The following is a 20,200-nucleotide window of genomic DNA, read 5'->3' as shown; positions in this document are numbered from 1 at the left end:
TGTACCTTTAATCTATTTTTGTGATATTATTATTTTCCCTTTTACAACTTCTACGTCTATATTATTTTCAACAGTACTTTTATTTTTTAAAGCTTCTATTTCTCTTAAACGTTCTTTAAACGTTTTATCCATTTAAAACTTCCTCCTTTAACACAATAACTCCACTAATATTTTCGTTATCTTTTTCTTTTATAAATATCCTTTCTAAATCAACATTATTGATTTCTATGTCTATATCTGACATTCCACCATTAGGTGCTAATTCAATTAATTTATCTTCTATTTTTAATATTAAGTTGTCAGTTATTTCAATTACTTCTCCTTTATAATTCTGTTTATATACTATTCCAATTACAGTGGTTTTATTTTCTATTCTTTTGATTTCAACATTAGAAACTAAAGTATATTCCATGCATTTAAATCTTTTTTCTTTGCTTTTTTTAGTTTCAATAACTTCATAAACATTTCCATTTTCTATTTCAATTTTTATATTCATAAAACTCCTCCTAAACTTCTAAAATATAATTCGCTACAATCCAACTATCATATTTATTTCCTTCCCTAATAGTTATTTTTAAATTTTCATTGAAAGGTATGTTTAGATTGAAATTTGAACCACCATTAGTACCACTGTAAACTCCACTATAACCATTACACATACCAGCAGAACTAGATGCCGTCGGTGCATGTATGTAGGCACTGTTTTGATCAATTGTGAAACTAGCACCATCTATATCTACTTGTATAGAATCTGTAAAATAAGAATTGAAGTTTGCATTTATATATTTTAAAACCCCTTTTCCATTCACATTTAATACTTCTTTGCTAGTGCCTAGAGACACACTACCACAATAAATTCTCCCAATTAAAGGCATTATATCAAATCCTTTCTTTGTTATAGTAAGCTAGAATATATTAAAAACTCTATTGAATCTTTTTTCAACATTTCATTCTTTAAAGATTCTGTAGAAGTATTAATTTTTTCTGTTAGTTCTTGCTTAGCATTGTTTAATTCTTGCTTAGTATCATTTATTTTTCCATCTAAAAAAGTAACATCTGCATCCGTTAAATTATCCTCTAAAGATTCAAGAAAATTTCTTAATTTAGTTTCATAATCATTAGTCACAAGGTCAAACCAAGTTTTCCACTGTGCTGGGTACTCAATTTTTTTCTCATTTAAAAAGTCTTGAAACTGTCTAAAAATCTCCGTTGTATTTGCCTGTATTAAACTATTAGCGACACCACAAACATTAGTATCAAGCCTTTCATCTGTAATTGAACTTGCTTGAATAAAGCTTTTTCCAGCTATAATTCTAATTTTAGCCAAAGAAATTTCATATATATTTTCATTCCTGGTTAAATTACAAGGAGCTGGAGTAGCTCCTGGATTTCCTTTTAACACGAAAGCTTTTATATATCTATTTTCTAAAGTCTTATCTAATCTAATAATTATTCTATCAATTCTATCTTGCGTAGGATCAGCAGCATCTATAGTAAGATTCAAATTCCCACTTCCAAGTGAATATTTATATCCTTCAATCCAAGCCTCGCCTGGTTTAATGAAAATATTCATTGAATTATTTTCACAACCAACCTGAAGATTTTCTCCCCCATTTAAAATTCCTGTTCCAAGTACACTTTTGAAAAAATCAGCAAATTCTTGAGCCGAGTAATTCCTCTCATCATCAATAGTTGAATCAAAAAAACTATATTTTTCAATTCCTGGCATATAATAACCTCCTTAAACTCCCGTATAACGATTTTTCCACTTAACTGATACCTTTGTCTTTATGGAATCGTTATTACTTGTATAACTTAGTATGTTAAGCCCTAAATCTAAGCTCCAAAATACACTCGCTAAATCTATATAGCCAAGAGCATTTTTTCTATTACCTTCTGCATCCTCTATTTCAATTAGTTTATTATCAAAACTTGTATCTATTATTAATTTTTCATTTTCCTTTAGCTCTTTTGTTATGCCTATAAATTCTCCTGTAGTTACATTTGTAACTTTAGGATTTTTTGCTGGTCCATAGAAAGTTATATGAACTGGAGTTTCAACCTCTCCATCATTCATAACTTTATTTTTAAATCCTCTATATGAAAAAGTAGTTGGGATTTTAAGTCCAAATTTAAGTCCTCCCATTAAATAACTCATTTCTTTACTTGTATTAAATGTGTCCAAGAGAAAAGGATCTGCAGCAACCAGATGAATAACTGTTTCAAGTTGCTCATCTGGTCCCTCTATATCATCAGTATTAAATTTTGGTGATTGACTTACTGCAGCTTTTATTTCTTTTTCTTTTCTACCATAAATATATTTAAGAGTGCCTTGCCCAAGTAATGGGTTAAACACTCTTAAAAGTTGTTCTCTTAATCTAAATTTTTCTTCTTCATTATCATTGAGTAAAGCTAAGTAAATACTGAGAAGCCTTTCGTCTACAGTAGAATCAATATAACTTTTCCCAAGTTGAAAGGGGGCTTTTTTAGTTTGGACATTTACATTCATACCATCAAGCCCAAGAATTTTTTTTAAAATAAAAGGGGCTTGATTTCCTATTTCAATATAAAATGGACCCTTTGTCAAGGACATTATAAAAAAAGGGTTAAGCTGCATTCAAAAGATGATTTCTAAATTGTTTAGGAGTCATCTTTTTTAATCCCCATTGACATCTATAATTATTATAGTAATCCATGTAATTATCAACTTTATTAATTACTTCTTCAAGTGTAGAACATGTTTTGAAATCTACTTCATCCTTCATATGACCAAAGAAGGATTCTTGAGGTGCATTATCCCAGCAGTTACCACGTCTAGACATGGATTGTCCTAGATTATGGCTTTTTAGTAATTTTTGGAATTTAGGGCTTGTATAGTGGACCCCTTGGTCAGAATGGATAAAAGCTTCATCATGTAAATCAGCTTTATGTGTATTAACTAATTTTTTAATTGTAATTGTAGCTATATCTAAAGTAATTCGATCAGATACATGATATGCTAGAATATCGTTACTAGAGCTATCTTTGATAGCTGATAAATATGCCATTTTATTTATCCCGTAAGGGATGTATGTGATATCAGTAAGTAGCACCTTGCCAGGAATACCCTGTTTGAAATTTCTCTGTAGCAGATTAGGTACTACTCTATGTTCTTTTGTCGCTTTGGCTATTCTTCTATACGGATTGGCTTTTCTTATAGGACATACTATACTGTATTTTCGCATAATCCTTTGGATTTTTTTTCTACTGTATATAATACCAAACTCATTTTCTAGTGTCATTTTAATTGATCTAGAACCTTTCTTATAACCTCTATAATTATAAGCCTTTAATATAATATCTCTAGCTTTTAAATCTTCATTCTCCCTTATAGTTCTAGAAGGTGCTGTCTTTAAATAATGATAATAACCTGAACGTGAAACCCCTAAAATTGAGCAGCAATAAGAAACTGTGCCTGAATAATCTTTTTTAGACACAGTCTTTAAAATTAACTCATATACTTCATTATTTGTTAGATTTACGCAGTTGTTTACCAGCCTCCTTTCTGTCACGTCGAGCTTTTTTAGCAATTCTAATTGTTCCTCAAGCAGTTTTATTTTAGCTTCTTGTTTGCTAATAATATCGTCCTTTGAAACTGGAGCATTACTTGGTCTGCCTGAATTCACTCTTCTAGTATCACTTAATCCTATAATTCCATCTTTCTTGTACGCTTTTATCCATCTGGCTGCCGCCTGTTCATAGCGCTTGACACCAAGTATTTCAACGTCAAATCCAGCATCAATGAAAATAGTTCGTGGTGTGCTTCCTCTTAAATACTCCTCAATAAACATTATTTTAAACTCGTCAGAGTATGTTATTGACTTCTCGCTAACGCGCTTTACATAAGGGTTCTTATTTAATCTTTCAATATTGTCTTTTGAAAATGTAATTTTACTCATACTAAAGGCCTCCATATTCAATGATAATTATACACAAAAAAGTACCTATAAACTAGACACTCTTTTTTATGTGTCCAATCTATAGGTACCATTTTAATACTTGTTCCCTTTGAGTTTGTAAATATTAATTTTTCCATTTAAATCCCCCATTCAAAATTAAGATCACGAAGCATAGTTGTATTATTTCTTCTGATTTCCCTCTCATCCAAAGCTTTTGGACTTTGGAATGTATTGTGCTGAGTTATAGAAGGTTTTACCTTTGAAGCTATGGCACTTGCTAATTTTTCATAGTCAATATCAAGAGTTAAATTCAAATTCTGCATACCACTTGAAGCATTTACCTTCAATGATCTAGCAGCATGAAAAGCATTTTCTAATGTGTTCATGTGATTCTGTGTTAAAACTACCTCAGTATCTTCCAGGATCGTTGGGACCTCATTTGATTTTAGCGAGCTAAAGAACCCACCCAAAGTAGTTAATGAATCAAAGAATCTCATGTTGCCTGTATCATTTACAAGACCACCTTCGTGTCTTATCCTAAATCCTGACTTATCATAGGTATGTCCATCTTTACCACGATGAAGCCCAGACTTTTTCTCTGAATCAGATATTTTATACTTGTCATTTGTTGCATCTCTAGTTTTTCCACTGTCTGATATAACAGTGTGCTTTCCATTTTTATATATATGATGTTCGCCTGTGTCAGAGTTGTAATAACTTTTACTCTTGCTTCTACTACTTCTACCAGAGCTTCTTGAACTTGAAGAAGTATCATACACACCTTTTGCAACTTCTTTATAATATTTCTTCCAGGAGTCTGTCGCACTATCGACTTTCTTTTTAGTTTCTTCTAATTCATTATTAACTTTTTGCTGGGCCACTTGCAAATCTAATAATTTTAACTGCAGTTCCTGAGCTTCATATGAGTTCTCACCATACTTTTTGGTTACTATCTCAAGAGCTTGATGGGTATTATCAATCTGCTCATTCAAAGCTTCATGTTTTTTCTGCTGTAGCTCCATTTGTTTTGATAATAAGATTGAACTGTCTTTGACTTCTTTATTTTTTAATTTCCACAGCTCAAATTTTTTATCCATTATCGAAACTGTATTCTTAACATATCTATTAACTTTATTTAGAGAATCAGCCACAACCTTTGCTACATCTTCAGAAGCTTTTTTGACCTTATGCTTATTCTTTTTAATACCATCAGTGAACATATTCATAAAATTTGGTGCCCACTGATCTGAATTACTGCAAGCTCCTTTTTTGGTAGGAGAACTAAATCCAAGATAATCTTTTATAGTTTGGCCAATATCGGAAATAGTCTTTTTAACATTGGCCACTTTACTTTTAATACCATCAGTGAACATATCTATTAAATTGCTACCCCATAATTTAGCCTCTTCTATTTTTGCATTTACCTTTTTATCAAAATCAGTACCTTTTTTATGTATCCAATTTCCTAAATCCTCAATTCCATCTGTAATTGCTTTTACAGTATTTTTTATACCATTTACAATAAATTCGTTTGCTCTTTCATCTATGTCTGACCAATTATTCCTGAACAATTCCCATTTACTTAATATTTCGCCTGTAGACCAATCAACTTCATTCACATGCTCTGCAGACTGTTTTTTAGCTTCTTCTACAACTTTTGAGTGCATCTCTTCGGCATGTGTAATTGATTCATCTCTTTGCCTTTTAGCTTCTTCAACTATTTTGTCAGCCATTTCGTTAGCTTCTTTTGTCCCTTGTTGTCTAAGTAATGCAGCTTGTTTCAATCTTTCATTGTATTCCTGTTCTGCATTTTTTATTGTTTCTTCTTTTTGCTTAACACTATTTTGAACAATCTCTGCTGCTTGTCTTGCTGAGAGATCCTTTGCATTAGACCTCATTCTTTCCATTATTGCCAATTGCTCTTGCTCACTATTTGAGAGAAGCTTAATCCCTGAATCAACCATAGATTTTTCGATTTTATCTATTTCTTTTCTTTCAGAATCTTTTAACTCTCTATTTTCTTGAGCAGCTTTATTTAAAATTTCATTTATTTTTTTTGTGCCTTCTTTGTTCAAATTTATCTGTGAGTCATATCCTTTTTTTAAAGTATCAAGCATACTTTTCTGTTCTTCTTTTGAAATTTCACTAGACTCTTTGAATAAATCCTTAAGGGATTTAACTCCTTTTTCTTTAGCTTCTTGAAGCTCATAATTAATAGATTTAGCCATACCATCAAAATTAGAACTTATTGAATCAGCCATATCCTTAGTAACTTTTTTACCAGACCAGCTAAGTTCATTTAGTGAAACTGTAGCAGTATCATTCAGATCAAGAAAAGCTCCGACTGCTTTCTGAGTACTTTCAGAAACTTCAGGACCAAATCTTTCAACTTCTGGAATAGCATCTTGACTGAAATAATTATACAAACCGTAGACTGCTACACCTAAAGCAGTAATACCAGCAAGAGCAAGTCCTAAAGGTCCTAGAGTTGCATATACGCCATATCCAAAGCCTTGAATACCACCACCAGCAAATGCCATAGCTGAACCAAAGTTTGTAACTACACCTGATACTGTAGTGAATACACCTGAAGCCATGCCAATACCATTTGATATTGATCCTATTAAAGTAAATAATTTTCCTCCAATGAGTAGTAATGGTCCAAGAGCTCCAACTAACAATCCAACTTTAACTATAGCTTCCTTTGTGCTCTTATCTAGGCTATTAAATTCATTAACCCATTCATTAATCCATTCAACAACATCTCTTATCATAGGAATTAGAGTTTCACCTAGAGAAATAGAAGCACCTTCAAGGGCACTTTGAAGCATCTTTATAGCACCACTTAAATTATTATTCATAGTTTCGGCCATTTTTTGTGCACTACCATCTGAATTCTCAAGCCCTTCAGTATAATCCTCAAAATCTTCGGTTGAAGTGTTAAGGACTGCAAGCATTCCAGACATAGCTTGTTTTCCAAAAATAGCAGTTGTGGCTTGTAACTTTTGTTCTTCTGTTAAATCTCCGAAACTATTTCTTAATTTGCCCATTATCTCATTGAATGGCAGCATATTTCCATATGCATCTGTAGTAGTTACCTTTAGCTTATCAAGCCATGCCTCAGCTTTTTCAGTTGGCTTTGCTAGATTAGTCAATGAAGCTCTTAATGTTGTACCACCCTGACTTGCTTTAATTCCTGCATTTGCCATCATCGCAAGTGCAGAAGTGGTTTCTTCAGCACTCATTCCAAATGCAGCAGCTACAGGTGCTGCATATTTAAAAGATTCTCCAAGCATTTGAACATTAGTGTTTGCACTAGAACTAGCCTTTGCCATAATATCTGCTAAATGCCCAGATTCTTGTGCTTCCATTCCAAATGCAGACAAAGCATCCGAAACTATATCTGCAGTTATTCCAAGATCAGTTCCACTTGCTGCTGCAAGGTCCAATAATCCTGGCATAGCTCCTATAATTTCATTAGTTTCCATTCCAGCCATACCAAGATACTTCATACCATCAGCAGCTTCACTTGCTGAAAATTGAGTTGTTGCTCCGAGACTTTTTGCAGTATCTTCTAACTCCATGAAGTCTTGTCCTGTTGCTCCTGTTATTGCTGAAACCTCACTCATAGCTGATTCAAAGTTAGCTGAAACAACTGTAACAGCAGTTCCTATTGCTGCTATTGGAAGAGTAACCGACTTTGTAAGAGTTGCCCCCATATCAGTCAGTGCTCCTCCTAAAAGATTCAAATTGTCTCCTAAAGTATTAGATTCATTTTGAAATTGTTGCAATTGTCTCCCAGCTCTTTGTATTCCAGAACTAAAGTTATTTGTATCTAACATCAAATAACTTGCAACAGTTCCTGCATTTATCAAATTTGCCACCTACCTTTCTACCCTCTGTGGTGTTGAAGCCAACTCAAAGTATTTTCATTACCTTGCTTTGTCTTAGACTCACCCTCAAAGGTAGGTTCATTGCCTTCCTTAATTTGAGATATAATAAAAAATACTGCTTCATCGAAACAAAAAGCAGTATAAGAATCTTCAATATTTAAAATTTTACTCGGTCTTTCCCCCGACATCTGACTTATTTGGATTATTGTCAGTATCTTTGGACTTGTGATGAAAGTTTTTAAGTCCGTTCACCCCCTGTTGAGAAAATGAAAATAATTCCATAAGCTGTTGATCAGTTAATTTTATACTAGCGTTTTTCAAATCTTCATAATTTGGTTCAACAAGAGTTTCTTGAGCCATTACATCAAATATTGCTATCATATCATTTAAATCTGTACTTTCTGGGTCAACCTTTTTATTGAACATATCCGTAGCAAGTGACATTAATGTATTAGGGATTTTTCCTTCTTGTGCAAGCCCTAAAATACCTACTCTTTTAACTTTGCATATAAAAGGCTTCTCATCCCATCCTGGAAGCTCAATAACTTTCATAAAACTATTTTTAATATCTTCCATACTTGTAACTTGTAAATTGTTATTCATATTAATCACCCCTATAATTATTTTTCAAATTAAATAAGCCCCTTAAAAAAGGGACTTTAATTTATGCTGGAATAGTCAGTTCATCTAGTGCTAAATATTCGATTGAATATGGTGACTCTCCCATACCTGGAGCACTCTCTATTTTCATTTGAGGGACCATAAAATCTTCATCTTTTAAATTGAAACTAACTGGTGTTCCCTCGCAATGTGGGTACGATAACTTAACATAACCTGTTATTTCTCCAGCAGAGTCTTTTTTTGCAGTATAAAGATTTAGTTTGAATTTTGTTCTTTTAACTTCTTTACCTGTTTGTGGAGCTTCATAAGTAAATTTTTCAGAATTACCCTTGTCATAAGTAATAGTTCCTCCATCAACAAGAGCAAAAACATCAGGAGTAAATACATTATCTTTTAAAGTTAGATCCATTCCTATACAAATATCTTTCGTTTTAGATTTTGAATGAATAGTATTTTTAATTCTCAAGATTTTTTCTTTTCCTTTACTAAGCTTTGGGCTTAATTTACATTCAGATGCAGTTTTAAATTTATAAGTAACAGGAGTTGTTTCTTCTGTTACAATTTCAGCTAAAACAATATCTGCAAGTGGTAAACTTTTCGCTACGGTATCACCCATTTATATCACTCTTTCTATAATTTTTTAGTTGTAACATATTCTATTTTTTTAACATGAGCTTTCCTTTTATCGTCTATCATGGAAGGACTTTCATTTCCTGATGGTTTTAAATAACTATGTTCTTTCATAGATTCTTTTACTTCTTTTGATAAAGAACTAAGTCTAGTGTATTTAGCTAAAGGAGTATAGATATATAAATCTATAGTTGCATATCCAAGTTTATTAGTTCCAGCAAGATGATTCTGTCCACCGTCTTTGACAACTATATATTCACTTTCGCATAATCCTTCTTTTTGACCTGGGAAGTATACATCAAGCCCCTTTGATTCTAAAAGATCAAATACTTTTTCTATCATTTAAAGACCTACTTTCCAAGTAAATTTTGCATACCAAGAATTATCTCTGCAGAATAATTTCGTACTGTAGGATATAAAATCGCATATTTTCCCTCATTACAAAACTCCAAGAATGGAGAGTATTCTTTATTCCCAGCCACAAATATATTACATTTGTTTCCTTGCCATTCATGTCCACCCTGGATGCTTTGTCTTGCCTGTGCAGTATGATCGGTCCAGGGAGCATTTTGTTTTGCATAACCTTCTAACTTTTTACCAGCAGTATTAGCATAAAGCCCAACTGCAGCTTTCATTTTTAGTTCAGCTTCTGCAAGTCCTTTTAATGCTCCTGTAATATCCATTCTAAAACTCATTAGATTATATCCTTTCAAGAAGCATATTATTTATAATGCCTCTTATTTCTCCCAAGTCTGCAATTTTATATTTAACTCCTTTTCTTTCAAAGAAGTCTCCTTCCTGAACTTTTTGACCTTCTTCCTCCAGAACTATTAAAAGATATTCTCTTTTTCCTGTGTTAACAGTTCCACCATTATCTATATGGATGTTGAAATATGAATTTTTAGCATAATAAAAGCCTTTCAGGGTACATACCTCTAAAGACTCTTTCATGGGCTGTTTATATTTATCAAGTTGCTTTCTTTGAATTGTAACTTCCTCTGCAGCTCCAACTTCAGTTATAGAAGCAATTATATTTTCTTGAATGCTTTTAACATCTATCATCTCTCATCCGCCCTTTTCATACAACTTGATGAAGATGGTCTGTATAGTTTGGCAAGTCTTAGAAAATACTTTTGAGAAGATGGAATATCTAGTCCAGGCAATTTTATAGCAGTATTTTCTGCTTTTATTAATAAGCCTTCATAAGATGCTTTTTCAACATCATAATTATTTTTTTGAAGAAGCAACTCAAGCTCATCATCCTCAAAAGCTTTTTTCTTACTTTCTCTAAGGTTGAATTTTAATACTTTTAAAAGTTCTTGTTTTTTTTCAGAAGTCACTCCCATATTACTCACCACCTTCACTTTCTAGAGCTTCAATAAGCTCATCTTTTTTCATATCATCAGAACCTTCAATTCCCTTTTCTTGAGCTAATATTTTAAGTTGGTCTACCTTCATTTTTTTATAGTTCACTTCTTGATGATCCCCTTCTTCCAAATCATCATTTACTATAGAAAAACCTAAAGGCTTATACACTAAAGTATAAGCCTTTTCTGTAACATTAAATATTTTTCCATCACTTCTTTTAATTTTCATTTTATTCACCTGCCTTTGGAGTCAATGCAGAGAATGCACCTTCTTTTAGTACCATAAAAGCAACATGCATAGTTACTCTTAAAGCAACCATATCTCTCTCGAATAAGTTTATAGGCTTTCCATCTTCTCCTAATACATCTAAAGTTGCATCTTCTGATATTTTATATTCCATATTTTTAAGAATTCCATATCTAGCATAATCCCAATCGCCTGTTATTACTCTAGCTTTTTTATGGTCCCATGACTTAGACTTAACATATCCTATTGGCAAACCATGAAGTGTTGCAGGCTCTGCTTTTGTCTTATCTTTAAACAATGGATTTCCAAGTTCATCTTTTGCAGTCCTTAGAGCATCTTTAAACCTTATAGTAGTTGTCCAGCCATTAGGCTCTTTATCTTCCAATTCTATCATAGACATAAGCTTAGAACTTTCTGTACCTAAGCCTTTTTTAGTAGATCCTTCTTCTAACTTATTACCTGCTGTTATGATATTTGCCCAAATATTTTGACCTGAAGCATAAGGAGAATCATTTCCAAATAATGTAGCTTGGTCGAATTTAGTATAAAAAGCTTCTGCTACAGCAGATCTCATATTAGCAAAGAACTCAGGTACTGACCAGTTTAAAGCTTCATTTGTTACAGGAATAATTACTCCTAGCTTTTTAGCTTCCATTTCAGCCTTTAACCAAGTAGGTTTTGATACTCCTATCTTTTGACCTTCATTCACCCAATAAGCTCCTACACCATCGGCTAGATATGTAAATTCTTTTTTAGGCTTAGTCATTTTTTCATATTTTGCAAGTCCCATCACCGCAGAACCTTTTACAAAATCCTGAATAATTAATTTAGATTGCTCTGTTGGAACATTTCCTGTTCTTGCATCTTGCATAACTGCATTATCACCAACTGCAGCAAATAACTGTAAATTTATTTTTAAATTAGGTTTGTTCTTAATCATTTTATTCATTTAAAATTCCCCCTTATCTTATACGATTACTTAATATCACTTCATCAAAATTATCTTGTGTTGTATTATCCAGTCCAGTATTTCCTCTAGCTGGATTTCCAGGGCCACCTAAATTACCTGGAGCATTATCTTCTTCAAATAAATATGCTTTACTTTCTTTAAGGTTCTTAATCTGTTCATCTAAACCAATGAACTCGCCATTTTTATGAGCTAAAGAATCCTTTTTGATATGTGGTAATATATCAGCTATATCTTTTGGTTTAGTACCTAAAATTGCTTTTTCTAAATTGAAATTAAATTCCTGATTCTTTATAGTTTGTTTACTGTTATTTAAATCTTTTTCTAAAGTTTCAAACTTAGATTTAATATCATCAAGCTTTTCAGCTCCTATAGTCTTTTTGAAAGATTTTAAATTTTTGTCTAAAGCCTCAAAATTACTCTTATAGTTGTCTCTTTCACTCACTGCTTTATCATAATCAGATTTTTTAATATACTGAGGCTCTTTTTTATTATCTATGATAAGCTCAGTATCTGTTTTAGTTTGCAAAGTATCTACTATTTTTTTTGCTATATCTTCACCAAATAATTCTTTAAGTTGTTTTAATAAATCCACTTAAATTCCTCCCTCTTCAATTTATCTTTGCCATGGCTTTTTTATGTTTTTTTCTTAGTTTTAGAACTCTATTCCACTTTTTCTTAGCTGCTTGAATATTGCCTTTTGAAGCAACTTTTTTGCATTCCTCTATTTCGTCTTGTAATTTTTTTTGAATCTCTCTAGTTTCTGAATTAGTTCTAAAAGCTATATATTCTTTATCGCAATTTGGGCAATTAAAATAGTGTTCTTCTATTCCATTTTCAAGATTTCTAGCTTTCTTATCAATTACAAATTCACTTTTGCAATTATCACAGTAAACTTTCACATATAACTCCCCTTTCTTAATCTATAAACTCTAACCCATACTTTTCATACCGTTTGTCTAGCATCGAATTAGATTCTCCATCTATCCAAGATCTTAGTTCGCTACCTATCTCTTCTAGACTCTTAGGAATAACTGCATATACTACACATAAACACTGTGGATGTGGTAGTGGTACCTTTTCTACTGGAAAATTGCCTATACCTAAGTTATAGTTATCTTGGTTAGCATAATCATCACATTCATCTTCTCCAAAAGGCTTTATCTGCCTTTCGTAGTGGCTTGCAGATAATTCCCAATGCATAGCTTCTACATATGGATTCCTTTTACAACTTCTTATATTAGCTGATAAAAAAGCATGATTTATTGATGTTCTAGCAAGTCTTTGAGCATTATAATCAACCTTCTTTCTTGTATTGGGATATATTTTATTCCATTCCCAATCCTTCTTAGCTTCTGGATTAATGTATCTTTCAATATCTTTAGATAACTCATAAGCTGATTTTTTCTCTGCTATAGCTCTAGTTATCATGTAGTTCATATCCTTATCTATACCATTTATATCACCCCATATTCTTTTACTTAAACCCTTGTTATCTTTATATAAGTTTCCATCAAGAACCTCGGCTATAGCTCCTTTGGGAACTCTAGAGAAAACTGTTTTAAAAGTTTGATCCATTCCAAGTTCATATTGATTATTCAACTTACTAAAAAAGCTTAATTGAACTTCATTAGCATGCTTAGCAGCTTCTTCTATAGACTTTTTATTATTGTTATAGAGTTGCTTTCTAACTTCTATCAAAGATTCTTCTATAGCCTTTTTATAATCCAGTGTAAATCTTTTTGTAAGACTACCACTTTTAGCTTTTACTGCTTTTATTTCCAACCTTTTAGATGCATCTTTAAATATGTCTCTTATAAATATGTAATCCTTTTTTATAAGCTTTAATTGCTTTTTTCTAGCCTCATTAGCAAACCTCTGATACTCTGGATTATTCTTCATTTATATCATCCTCTAAATTGTTTATTTCTTCATTAGATGATTTAAGATATGCATCCTGGAGTAGTGTCTGCTCTGTTGCTATTTGTTCAAGTTCTCCATCTGCATCCTCATTTATATTCCACTTTTCTATATAAGATTTTCTACTTCTTACCTGCGCTTGAACCTCTGCTATATCATTAAGTCTTTCAGTTTCTTCATCTTCAAGTATTGGATATAGATGTTCAATAGCTATAGAGTAATCAATATCAGAAATATTTATTGCACCTAAGTTCTTAGGCTTATATATTTTGATTAGTTCTATTATCTTTTCAGTCATCCACTCAAGAGCCGGTCCCCATGTAGTCCATTTTTCTTCACATCTTTCAATGAGTTCCCAATATAAAGCCTTCATGCTTTTTCCTGATTGCATTAGTCCTTTTAGTTGTTCTAGTGATACATTAGGAATACTCAAAACATCATGCATATCATTGTTTACACGATTAATAGTATTTTCAAACCTTGAATCATAAGAGAAGCTACTTTCTATATATTTAGCATCTGAATCTAGTTCTTCATCTTCTGATTGCAAATCAATCTTTGCTCCAGGAGCAACCTTCATAGACTCATGAGTTTTTTGACTACCATTTTTAATAACTAATTGAGGGAACATGTTAAATTTAAGTGCATCTACATCATCTGATTTTAGCTTATTGTAATTATCTTGATTGTCTCCTATCTCAGCAACGTCAGATTCTCCATTCAAGTCACCTGTAAGCCCATCATTAACAATTACATAGCAAGGTATAAAATCTAAGTTAGTATTATAATCTTGGTAAGTAACTTCAACCAAATTACCATATCCATCATACACACCTTCATTGAGAATACACTTGCCATTAAGCATTTCATATTTTTGCTTCCAGATCTTTTGCCTTGATTTATCTACATCATTATTTTGAGTATAAAAAAAGATGATTTTCTGTAAATCATCTATATCCTCTGGATTGGTTTCATATACAAATTCAAGTGAAGGCCTAAACATTACTTTTATTGATTTATCTGATGCATTAAGCTTAAGTGCTACTCTTTTACCTATAAAGCAATCTCTAGCTGCTTTGATAAGTTTATCAGGAAATTTATTCTTTTTTAGCACCTTATTAACTAATTGACTTATTTCCTTAGCTGAGTCTTCATCTTTTCTGTCATAAGGATTAATATTTATTTCAGGAGTTCTTGAGAACATGAACCTGGCTTCTTTTTTTATAAGCTTTTTAGCTTTGTTGGTAATAAGCTTAGTTGGTTTATAATCTAAGTTACCTGGTAACCTCCAGTCTTGTCCTTTACCATCATAAAAATTATATAGATTTATTATCTCCTGCATGTCTTTTAAAACTGCAGTTCCATATATCCCACCAAGTTCTGCATTTATTATATGACTTATATCCACTATCTCGCCCCCTTTCCACTATAATTTTTTGTTCTTTTTTCCCTCATAGCACTCTCTACAGCATATCTAGTAGCATCTATAGCATGATTATCTTTATCCTCTAGTTTAGCCTTAGGATTTCCATCTCTATCTACTTGATAATCTATATTTTCAAATTCTTTTGCTATATTAGGAGTTCTTTTAGGGTCTATAATTATTCCCTCTAAATCATCAAGCCACTTTTCTCCATACTCTACTGATCCCGGACCTTTTTTGGCTCCAACGATATTTATTCCATAGGTCTTTAACTCTGAAATACTTTTTGGTTCAGCTGAATCTGCTAGTATCCTAAAATCATCATATTTCTTTTTCTTTATCCACTCTGCTACTTCTCTATTACTAAGCTTTACACCATAATGTTCATCTATAGCATATAACCTTCTTCTGGTTTTATCATAGTGCCAACGTACAAAAGCAAAAGGATCTGTAGCATATCCCCAGTCTATACCTTGTTTTATATTGTCAAATGCACTTAACTCTTCTTTAGTTATAGTTCTAAAGCTTAGATTATCAAATGGAACCACACCGCTTCCTATTGGCTCACCGAGATATTCCCACCTATACTTATATTCATTCTTGTTTTTAACTTCCTCAGCCTCTCCTATAAAAGCTTTTGATATAAAAGGATTATCTAAGTATGTACTATGGTGAACGAATGTATTTTTTGGTATAAATTGAGTTTCAAATTTCTTATTAACCCATGATTGTTTTCTCTTAGGTGGATTATACGAATAATAGAATGAATAAAAAAGTCCTTCTGGAAGCTCTGCTCTTAATATAGAGTTTTCTATTGTACTCACTTCTTCTTCTGTCTTAAACTCTGCAAGTTCTTCTATCCATAAGAAAGCAACTGGAAACTTACTCATTTTAATAGACTTGATTTTACTTGGATCATCAGCTCCTCTGAATATAATCTTATTTCCTCTAGGAACATAAGTAATTTTTAAAGGAGATAACTTTGCATCCCAATATTGTTCAACTCCTAAAATCTCTATAGCTTCTTTTAGTTGCTCATATACTGATTCAGATAAAGTATTTCCTACTTTGCGAACACATAAAGTAGTTACTGGATATTTCATCATATCCTTTATTATTTTCATAGCAATATGAGTAGATTTAGCTGACCCTCTGCCACCTTTTTCAACATGTTTTAGATATTTCTTAGAGTTAGAAGCTTTCCAAAACTTTTGAAAGTGCGGTGTTACTTTCTCTGATAGTTTAATCATCTTCCTCACTTCCAATATCGTCTATAATAGTTACTCCTACATTTGCCTCTAGGTTGACTTTATCCGTAAACAACGAATATCTTTTACCTAATAGCTCTGCAGCTTTTACCCTGTCTTTTATATTGCTTCCTTTTAATTCTCTGAATGTACCGCCTGAACCATCTGGACAAACTACTTCCTCTGCTTCTTTTCCTCTCATCACACTTGTTAAGAATTTCAGAACTTCATCTTGAGATGCTATTCTTTCTTTCTCTTTTTTACCTAATATTTCTTGTATGTATTTTGATATGTAAGGTTTTGTCAAGTTTTCCTGTCCTATTTGTCTTGCAGTCTTTTTACTATATCCAGCTCTTATAGCTGCTTCTGTAGCATTTCCTGTCTCTATATAATAATCTGCAAATCTTTTTTGTTTTTCTGTTAATTTTACACCCATACCACCACCTCATTCTTTTATATAATCTATAATTTAGTGTATATTAAAAGTTTATTTACATATAATACTATTGATGTACTTTGAAAATTTAATATAATATTTAAATATTAAGTAGGAGGTAGCACTATGAAAATATTTAAAAAGGTATTTAAAGGGAAAGAAATTGTAGTTAGCATATCAATTGTTTCTCCTTTATTCAAAATTACCATAGCAGTTAGTTTAGTTTGATTTTTGAGGGATTTATCCCCTCAAAAAGTAGATAGACGATAATTAAAAAAGTTTACCTCCTACTTTAAAATAAAAAGGCTATATATCTGAAAAGTTGATATATAGCCTTTTTTATTATATTTTTAACTTTATATTAAAGAGTTTCAAATATAGAATACCTTATTTATATTTTAATACTTATTGATATTCTAACATTTCTAAGTTTATAAACAAAATTAAAAATATCCATAAAGAAAAAGAGCCTACAGTTTAATATAGACTCCATTCAAAAGGGGTATTGGGAATAGAGATTTTATTGAGGTTATCAGGGGGATAACCAACAATCTCGAAATTAATCTTTTCAATAGCTGAAACAAAATTGATGTGAGATTATCTCATCTTCTCGAAAAGTTAATTCTTCACACTATTATTATACCTCATAAATTAAGCTGTAACGTCCCAACTTCGTCCCATTTTCGTCCCATAATAATTATAAAGCTTTGCTATATCTTCTACAATTTCTCCTCTTCTCCTTTCTGCAGTTGACTTGCTTATATGTAATTCTCTAGCTATTTCATTAAAACTAGATTGTTCTCCATACCTTAGATCTATATAAAGCTTAGCTTCCTCGCTTAGTTTTTTTGTTATATATTCCACTTCTGATACCTTAGGTTCTTTTTCTGCAACTTTTAATTTTAACTTAATAATTTTTTTATTGGTATATATGTATTCATTTTCAACTTTTTCTATCTCTTTCAATAAAGCTTTTTCAAAATAACTTTCTCTACCTATGCTTGTTTGAACTCTTTCCCCTTCATAGTTAATTCCTTTTATATCTCCATTTAAACACTGGAGAGAAGATATATCAGTATTCTTGATTATATGTTCAAGTATGTTTTTCTTATTTTCAAATACCAATATCTTATGACGCATCATATTTATGTCTCTTTTATTCTTAAAGTATCCATACAGCATACCTTCTGTCTTTTTAAAAACCTCATCTGTTATCATTCTCATCCCCCTTTTTCAATTTTTATCTTATAGCTCTTAATCCGCGGTCAAACATACTTATTTGTCTACCTGCTTTTCTAAGATCATCCCAACCTTCAAAATCATCACCTAATATATTTTCTATAGTTTCTGGTGTAGTAGCCCAATCCTTTCCTAATGTAGCTACTAAATTACTCCAATCTTCTATATCATGTTTTTTAAGAGATCCGTCTTCGTCTATATGTCTCAATTCATGATATAGTAAAGCTATAACTTGATTATTACTCATTCTTTCTATATAGTAATTTCTAGTTTCTAAAACGTATTCATAACCTGACATAGATTCTAGTTCATTATTAGCTTTTTTAATTCTAGCAATCCAAGGTTGTTTTGCTGCAGTAGGTTTCCATTCCATATCCTCAATAAATAATATAGTTCTAGGATGTATATGTCTTAATTCAGGAAATCTCTCAACTAACTTTTCAGCAATAGTTTTATATAGATAATTCTTTATCCAATGTCTTTGACCATACTTAGCATTATCTAACTTTCTTATGAATCTAAGATTACCACCATCATGTATATTAGTAACAGTTACATTATATCCACCTGTAAACTCTATTCTTTCTAACTCTTCTCCAGTATCATTATCAACTATTATTAATTTTCTTTTCATATAGCAACCCCCTCCAAATAATCAAGAACTATTCCGTTTCTTGACTTAACCTCTCTCATTCTCTCTGTTGGTATGTAATTAAATCCTCTCTTGCCTTTATTAGCTTTCCATCTATCCCAATATTCGATAACTATAGGTCCTGGAATCAAATATCGTTTATCGAACATTTTCATATAGCATAATATAAAACTTGTTTCTCCTATAGCCAGAGCATCTCTTATATATTCAATCTGATGCTCTTCTATGTTTCTTAATGGTAATCCTCTAGTTTCTGTAGCTACTTCTTTACAATCAAACGATATGCTTATACCGCCTTTTACAGTTCCTCTAAAATCTAATGTTGATTTTCCTACTGGGAAGGCTGATACTATCTTCTTCCCTTTTCTTATGACTTGCCACGGTGTGCTTATCTTTTGGATGAGGGCTACACCTCTATTTTTATAGCCCTCATTAGCTTTAACTATTTCTTCCTCAAACAGCATACCCAAATTCGCCATTCTATGATTCTTTTTATAGTTTGTATCTAACAAAATATCACCCCATTTAAAACTTATATTAACGTATTTCTATTTCTTTTCTAATCTCTCTAGTTACATTTTCAAGCTTTTCTATGATATTTATCTTGTTATAATGGATGTGGCAAACAGGTATTTTTATTATGATTCCATTACCCATATACGTCTTTGTTGATTCTACTTCTCTCCCACATATTACACAACGCATCTATTTAGCCTCCTTCTTAACCCAATACACTTTCCATTCTCCATTTTCCTCAACCACTACAGGCTCATATTGTTCATAGAAGTTTTTAGTTTTCATCTATTCACTTCCTGCTCTTTCTCCATTCTACTCATAGCTTTTAATAGTACTACTCCTATTTCTGATATTTCCTCATCTGTTAAATAGTGTGCAACACCTCTCATTGTTTCTAATAAAACCCTAATCTTACCTATACTAGACATTCTCAATCCCTCCCAAACAGACCGTTTAAAACGGTATGTATTTTATTTTCTAGCTAAATATCACCCATTTAAAACTTATATTTCTAAAACTTTATTTCAAATTTACCTGGTTTGACTTCTAGTGTTAAACCTTCTAGTTCTAATACTTCTCCCGTTGACTTATCTATTATATTTCCGTTATCTATTGTTAGATTCTTTTTGAATTTAGCCCAATCTAGCTTTTCTAATGTTTCAGTCTTAACAAATTCCTGATATTCTTCTTTATTTTCTTTTATAAATTCTATTACTTTTTCTCTATCAACTTTAAAATCTTCTTTATCTAACTTCTTAACTAACTTTCCTGCAGGTAATGAGTATGTAGCCTGTGTTTTAGTAGACTTAGTTTTTACAGTTTCAAAATATTCTCTAAGCTTAGATTCAAAGAAGCTTGTTTCCACTTCCATTTTCTTTTTTTCTTGGTCCATAGCTATTTTAATCTGCTCTATTTTTGCTACAGCTACATCTTCAAATCTTTTATATTCCTCTCTAGATTCTCTTATCTTATCCAGTGCCCAATCTGCAACATTATCATTTTCTATCTTCCAAGTTTCTCTATCTTCTTCTCCTACGTTTAAAAACATGTCTGATAATCTAAAATCTTTATTCATCATATTTACCTCCATATATTCTTATATTG

26 protein-coding genes are annotated in these 20,200 nt (G+C 31.7%); all 26 read right to left on the bottom strand.

Features of this window, described 5'->3' with window-relative positions; genetic code table 11:
• Window positions 1-124: 124 nt before the first annotated feature.
• Window positions 125-496 (bottom strand): hypothetical protein, encoded by a 372-nt coding sequence (locus tag P4S50_RS08055; RefSeq protein ID WP_277734279.1) that lies wholly within the window; start codon window positions 494-496, stop codon window positions 125-127.
• 10 nt (window positions 497-506) lie between these two features.
• A complete protein-coding gene (locus P4S50_RS08050; RefSeq protein WP_277734276.1) occupies window positions 507-875 on the bottom strand; it encodes a hypothetical protein in 369 nt (122 codons plus the stop codon).
• 20 nt (window positions 876-895) lie between these two features.
• Window positions 896-1,729 (bottom strand): hypothetical protein, encoded by an 834-nt coding sequence (locus P4S50_RS08045; protein WP_277734274.1) that lies wholly within the window; start codon window positions 1,727-1,729, stop codon window positions 896-898.
• Between the two features lie 12 nt (window positions 1,730-1,741).
• The gene (locus tag P4S50_RS08040) at window positions 1,742-2,593 is read right to left on the bottom strand and encodes a phage distal tail protein (RefSeq protein ID WP_277734710.1); all 852 of its coding nucleotides are present in this window, start codon (window positions 2,591-2,593) and stop codon (window positions 1,742-1,744) included.
• A gap of 13 nt (window positions 2,594-2,606) precedes the next feature.
• Window positions 2,607-3,938 (bottom strand): IS3 family transposase, encoded by a 1,332-nt coding sequence (locus P4S50_RS08035; RefSeq protein ID WP_277730718.1) that lies wholly within the window; start codon window positions 3,936-3,938, stop codon window positions 2,607-2,609.
• Window positions 3,939-4,075: 137 nt separating this feature from the next.
• Window positions 4,076-7,822: a phage tail tape measure protein gene (locus P4S50_RS08030; RefSeq protein WP_277734272.1), complete on the bottom strand. Its 3,747-nt coding sequence runs from the start codon at window positions 7,820-7,822 to the stop codon at window positions 4,076-4,078.
• A gap of 174 nt (window positions 7,823-7,996) precedes the next feature.
• The gene (locus P4S50_RS08025; RefSeq protein ID WP_277734271.1) at window positions 7,997-8,434 is read right to left on the bottom strand and encodes a hypothetical protein; all 438 of its coding nucleotides are present in this window, start codon (window positions 8,432-8,434) and stop codon (window positions 7,997-7,999) included.
• A gap of 61 nt (window positions 8,435-8,495) precedes the next feature.
• Window positions 8,496-9,068 carry a hypothetical protein gene (locus P4S50_RS08020; protein WP_277734270.1) on the bottom strand — a complete coding sequence of 191 codons (573 nt, stop codon included), beginning with the start codon at window positions 9,066-9,068 and terminating at the stop codon, window positions 8,496-8,498.
• A 14-nt stretch (window positions 9,069-9,082) separates the two neighbouring features.
• Window positions 9,083-9,424, bottom strand: coding sequence for a hypothetical protein (locus P4S50_RS08015; RefSeq protein ID WP_277734268.1), 342 nt, complete (start codon window positions 9,422-9,424; stop codon window positions 9,083-9,085).
• Between the two features lie 8 nt (window positions 9,425-9,432).
• Window positions 9,433-9,777, bottom strand: a complete 345-nt coding sequence (locus tag P4S50_RS08010; protein ID WP_277734266.1) for a hypothetical protein — start codon at window positions 9,775-9,777, stop codon at window positions 9,433-9,435.
• A 4-nt stretch (window positions 9,778-9,781) separates the two neighbouring features.
• On the bottom strand, window positions 9,782-10,144 hold the full coding sequence (locus P4S50_RS08005; RefSeq protein ID WP_277734264.1) for a hypothetical protein: 363 nt from the start codon (window positions 10,142-10,144) through the stop codon (window positions 9,782-9,784).
• Complete coding sequence (locus tag P4S50_RS08000; protein ID WP_277734262.1) at window positions 10,141-10,428, bottom strand: hypothetical protein; 288 nt, start codon at window positions 10,426-10,428, stop codon at window positions 10,141-10,143. The genes P4S50_RS08005 and P4S50_RS08000 overlap by 4 nt, the downstream gene beginning before the upstream one ends.
• Window position 10,429: 1 nt before the next feature.
• Window positions 10,430-10,678 (bottom strand): Rho termination factor N-terminal domain-containing protein, encoded by a 249-nt coding sequence (locus P4S50_RS07995; RefSeq protein WP_277734260.1) that lies wholly within the window; start codon window positions 10,676-10,678, stop codon window positions 10,430-10,432.
• A gap of 1 nt (window position 10,679) precedes the next feature.
• Window positions 10,680-11,645: a phage major capsid protein gene (locus P4S50_RS07990; protein WP_277734258.1), complete on the bottom strand. Its 966-nt coding sequence runs from the start codon at window positions 11,643-11,645 to the stop codon at window positions 10,680-10,682.
• A gap of 13 nt (window positions 11,646-11,658) precedes the next feature.
• Window positions 11,659-12,258, bottom strand: coding sequence for a phage scaffolding protein (locus tag P4S50_RS07985; protein ID WP_277734256.1), 600 nt, complete (start codon window positions 12,256-12,258; stop codon window positions 11,659-11,661).
• 16 nt (window positions 12,259-12,274) lie between these two features.
• Window positions 12,275-12,565 (bottom strand): transglycosylase, encoded by a 291-nt coding sequence (locus P4S50_RS07980; RefSeq protein ID WP_277734255.1) that lies wholly within the window; start codon window positions 12,563-12,565, stop codon window positions 12,275-12,277.
• Between the two features lie 16 nt (window positions 12,566-12,581).
• Window positions 12,582-13,565, bottom strand: coding sequence for a hypothetical protein (locus P4S50_RS07975; RefSeq protein ID WP_277734253.1), 984 nt, complete (start codon window positions 13,563-13,565; stop codon window positions 12,582-12,584).
• Window positions 13,555-14,991, bottom strand: coding sequence for a phage portal protein (locus P4S50_RS07970; RefSeq protein ID WP_277734252.1), 1,437 nt, complete (start codon window positions 14,989-14,991; stop codon window positions 13,555-13,557). The genes P4S50_RS07975 and P4S50_RS07970 overlap by 11 nt, the downstream gene beginning before the upstream one ends.
• Window positions 14,991-16,256: a PBSX family phage terminase large subunit gene (locus tag P4S50_RS07965; RefSeq protein ID WP_277734250.1), complete on the bottom strand. Its 1,266-nt coding sequence runs from the start codon at window positions 16,254-16,256 to the stop codon at window positions 14,991-14,993. The genes P4S50_RS07970 and P4S50_RS07965 overlap by 1 nt, the downstream gene beginning before the upstream one ends.
• Window positions 16,249-16,689, bottom strand: a complete 441-nt coding sequence (locus P4S50_RS07960; RefSeq protein ID WP_277734249.1) for a terminase small subunit — start codon at window positions 16,687-16,689, stop codon at window positions 16,249-16,251. The genes P4S50_RS07965 and P4S50_RS07960 overlap by 8 nt, the downstream gene beginning before the upstream one ends.
• 651 nt (window positions 16,690-17,340) lie before the next feature.
• Window positions 17,341-17,907: an RNA polymerase sigma factor sigma-70 region 4 domain-containing protein gene (locus P4S50_RS07955; RefSeq protein ID WP_277734247.1), complete on the bottom strand. Its 567-nt coding sequence runs from the start codon at window positions 17,905-17,907 to the stop codon at window positions 17,341-17,343.
• Window positions 17,908-17,929: 22 nt separating this feature from the next.
• The gene (locus P4S50_RS07950; RefSeq protein ID WP_277734245.1) at window positions 17,930-18,562 is read right to left on the bottom strand and encodes a putative metallopeptidase; all 633 of its coding nucleotides are present in this window, start codon (window positions 18,560-18,562) and stop codon (window positions 17,930-17,932) included.
• A complete protein-coding gene (locus P4S50_RS07945; RefSeq protein ID WP_277734243.1) occupies window positions 18,559-19,092 on the bottom strand; it encodes a Holliday junction resolvase RecU in 534 nt (177 codons plus the stop codon). The genes P4S50_RS07950 and P4S50_RS07945 overlap by 4 nt, the downstream gene beginning before the upstream one ends.
• A gap of 25 nt (window positions 19,093-19,117) precedes the next feature.
• Window positions 19,118-19,285, bottom strand: a complete 168-nt coding sequence (locus P4S50_RS07940) for a hypothetical protein (RefSeq protein WP_277734241.1) — start codon at window positions 19,283-19,285, stop codon at window positions 19,118-19,120.
• A 92-nt stretch (window positions 19,286-19,377) separates the two neighbouring features.
• Entirely contained in the window at window positions 19,378-19,524 is a 147-nt protein-coding gene (locus P4S50_RS07935; RefSeq protein WP_277734239.1) for a hypothetical protein, read from the bottom strand.
• A gap of 83 nt (window positions 19,525-19,607) precedes the next feature.
• Entirely contained in the window at window positions 19,608-20,171 is a 564-nt protein-coding gene (locus tag P4S50_RS07930; protein WP_277734237.1) for a host-nuclease inhibitor Gam family protein, read from the bottom strand.
• Between the last annotated feature and the right edge of the window lie 29 nt (window positions 20,172-20,200).

The sequence above is a fragment of the Tepidibacter hydrothermalis genome (assembly GCF_029542625.1).
In the GTDB taxonomy this organism is placed as follows: Bacteria; Bacillota; Clostridia; order Peptostreptococcales; family Peptostreptococcaceae; genus Tepidibacter_A; species Tepidibacter_A hydrothermalis.
The sequence above is the reverse complement of the archived record's forward strand: the minus strand, read 5'-3'. Positions and strand labels throughout refer to the sequence as shown.

Excerpts from the sequence above, each read along its gene's own strand:
- P4S50_RS08055 (WP_277734279.1), bottom strand. The coding sequence starts at position 496 with ATGAATATAAAAATTGAAATAGAAAATGGAAATGTTTATGAAGTTATT.
- P4S50_RS08050 (WP_277734276.1), bottom strand. The coding sequence starts at position 875 with ATGCCTTTAATTGGGAGAATTTATTGTGGTAGTGTGTCTCTAGGCACT.
- P4S50_RS08045 (WP_277734274.1), bottom strand. The coding sequence starts at position 1,729 with ATGCCAGGAATTGAAAAATATAGTTTTTTTGATTCAACTATTGATGAT.
- P4S50_RS08040 (WP_277734710.1), bottom strand. The coding sequence starts at position 2,593 with ATGTCCTTGACAAAGGGTCCATTTTATATTGAAATAGGAAATCAAGCC.
- P4S50_RS08035 (WP_277730718.1), bottom strand. The coding sequence starts at position 3,938 with ATGAGTAAAATTACATTTTCAAAAGACAATATTGAAAGATTAAATAAG.
- P4S50_RS08025 (WP_277734271.1), bottom strand. The coding sequence starts at position 8,434 with ATGAATAACAATTTACAAGTTACAAGTATGGAAGATATTAAAAATAGT.
- P4S50_RS08020 (WP_277734270.1), bottom strand. The coding sequence starts at position 9,068 with ATGGGTGATACCGTAGCGAAAAGTTTACCACTTGCAGATATTGTTTTA.
- P4S50_RS08015 (WP_277734268.1), bottom strand. The coding sequence starts at position 9,424 with ATGATAGAAAAAGTATTTGATCTTTTAGAATCAAAGGGGCTTGATGTA.
- P4S50_RS08010 (WP_277734266.1), bottom strand. The coding sequence starts at position 9,777 with ATGAGTTTTAGAATGGATATTACAGGAGCATTAAAAGGACTTGCAGAA.
- P4S50_RS08005 (WP_277734264.1), bottom strand. The coding sequence starts at position 10,144 with ATGATAGATGTTAAAAGCATTCAAGAAAATATAATTGCTTCTATAACT.
- P4S50_RS08000 (WP_277734262.1), bottom strand. The coding sequence starts at position 10,428 with ATGGGAGTGACTTCTGAAAAAAAACAAGAACTTTTAAAAGTATTAAAA.
- P4S50_RS07995 (WP_277734260.1), bottom strand. The coding sequence starts at position 10,678 with ATGAAAATTAAAAGAAGTGATGGAAAAATATTTAATGTTACAGAAAAG.
- P4S50_RS07990 (WP_277734258.1), bottom strand. The coding sequence starts at position 11,645 with ATGAATAAAATGATTAAGAACAAACCTAATTTAAAAATAAATTTACAG.
- P4S50_RS07975 (WP_277734253.1), bottom strand. The coding sequence starts at position 13,565 with ATGAAGAATAATCCAGAGTATCAGAGGTTTGCTAATGAGGCTAGAAAA.
- P4S50_RS07965 (WP_277734250.1), bottom strand. The coding sequence starts at position 16,256 with ATGATTAAACTATCAGAGAAAGTAACACCGCACTTTCAAAAGTTTTGG.
- P4S50_RS07960 (WP_277734249.1), bottom strand. The coding sequence starts at position 16,689 with ATGGGTGTAAAATTAACAGAAAAACAAAAAAGATTTGCAGATTATTAT.
- P4S50_RS07955 (WP_277734247.1), bottom strand. The coding sequence starts at position 17,907 with ATGATAACAGATGAGGTTTTTAAAAAGACAGAAGGTATGCTGTATGGA.
- P4S50_RS07950 (WP_277734245.1), bottom strand. The coding sequence starts at position 18,562 with ATGAAAAGAAAATTAATAATAGTTGATAATGATACTGGAGAAGAGTTA.
- P4S50_RS07940 (WP_277734241.1), bottom strand. The coding sequence starts at position 19,285 with ATGCGTTGTGTAATATGTGGGAGAGAAGTAGAATCAACAAAGACGTAT.
- P4S50_RS07935 (WP_277734239.1), bottom strand. The coding sequence starts at position 19,524 with ATGTCTAGTATAGGTAAGATTAGGGTTTTATTAGAAACAATGAGAGGT.
- P4S50_RS07930 (WP_277734237.1), bottom strand. The coding sequence starts at position 20,171 with ATGAATAAAGATTTTAGATTATCAGACATGTTTTTAAACGTAGGAGAA.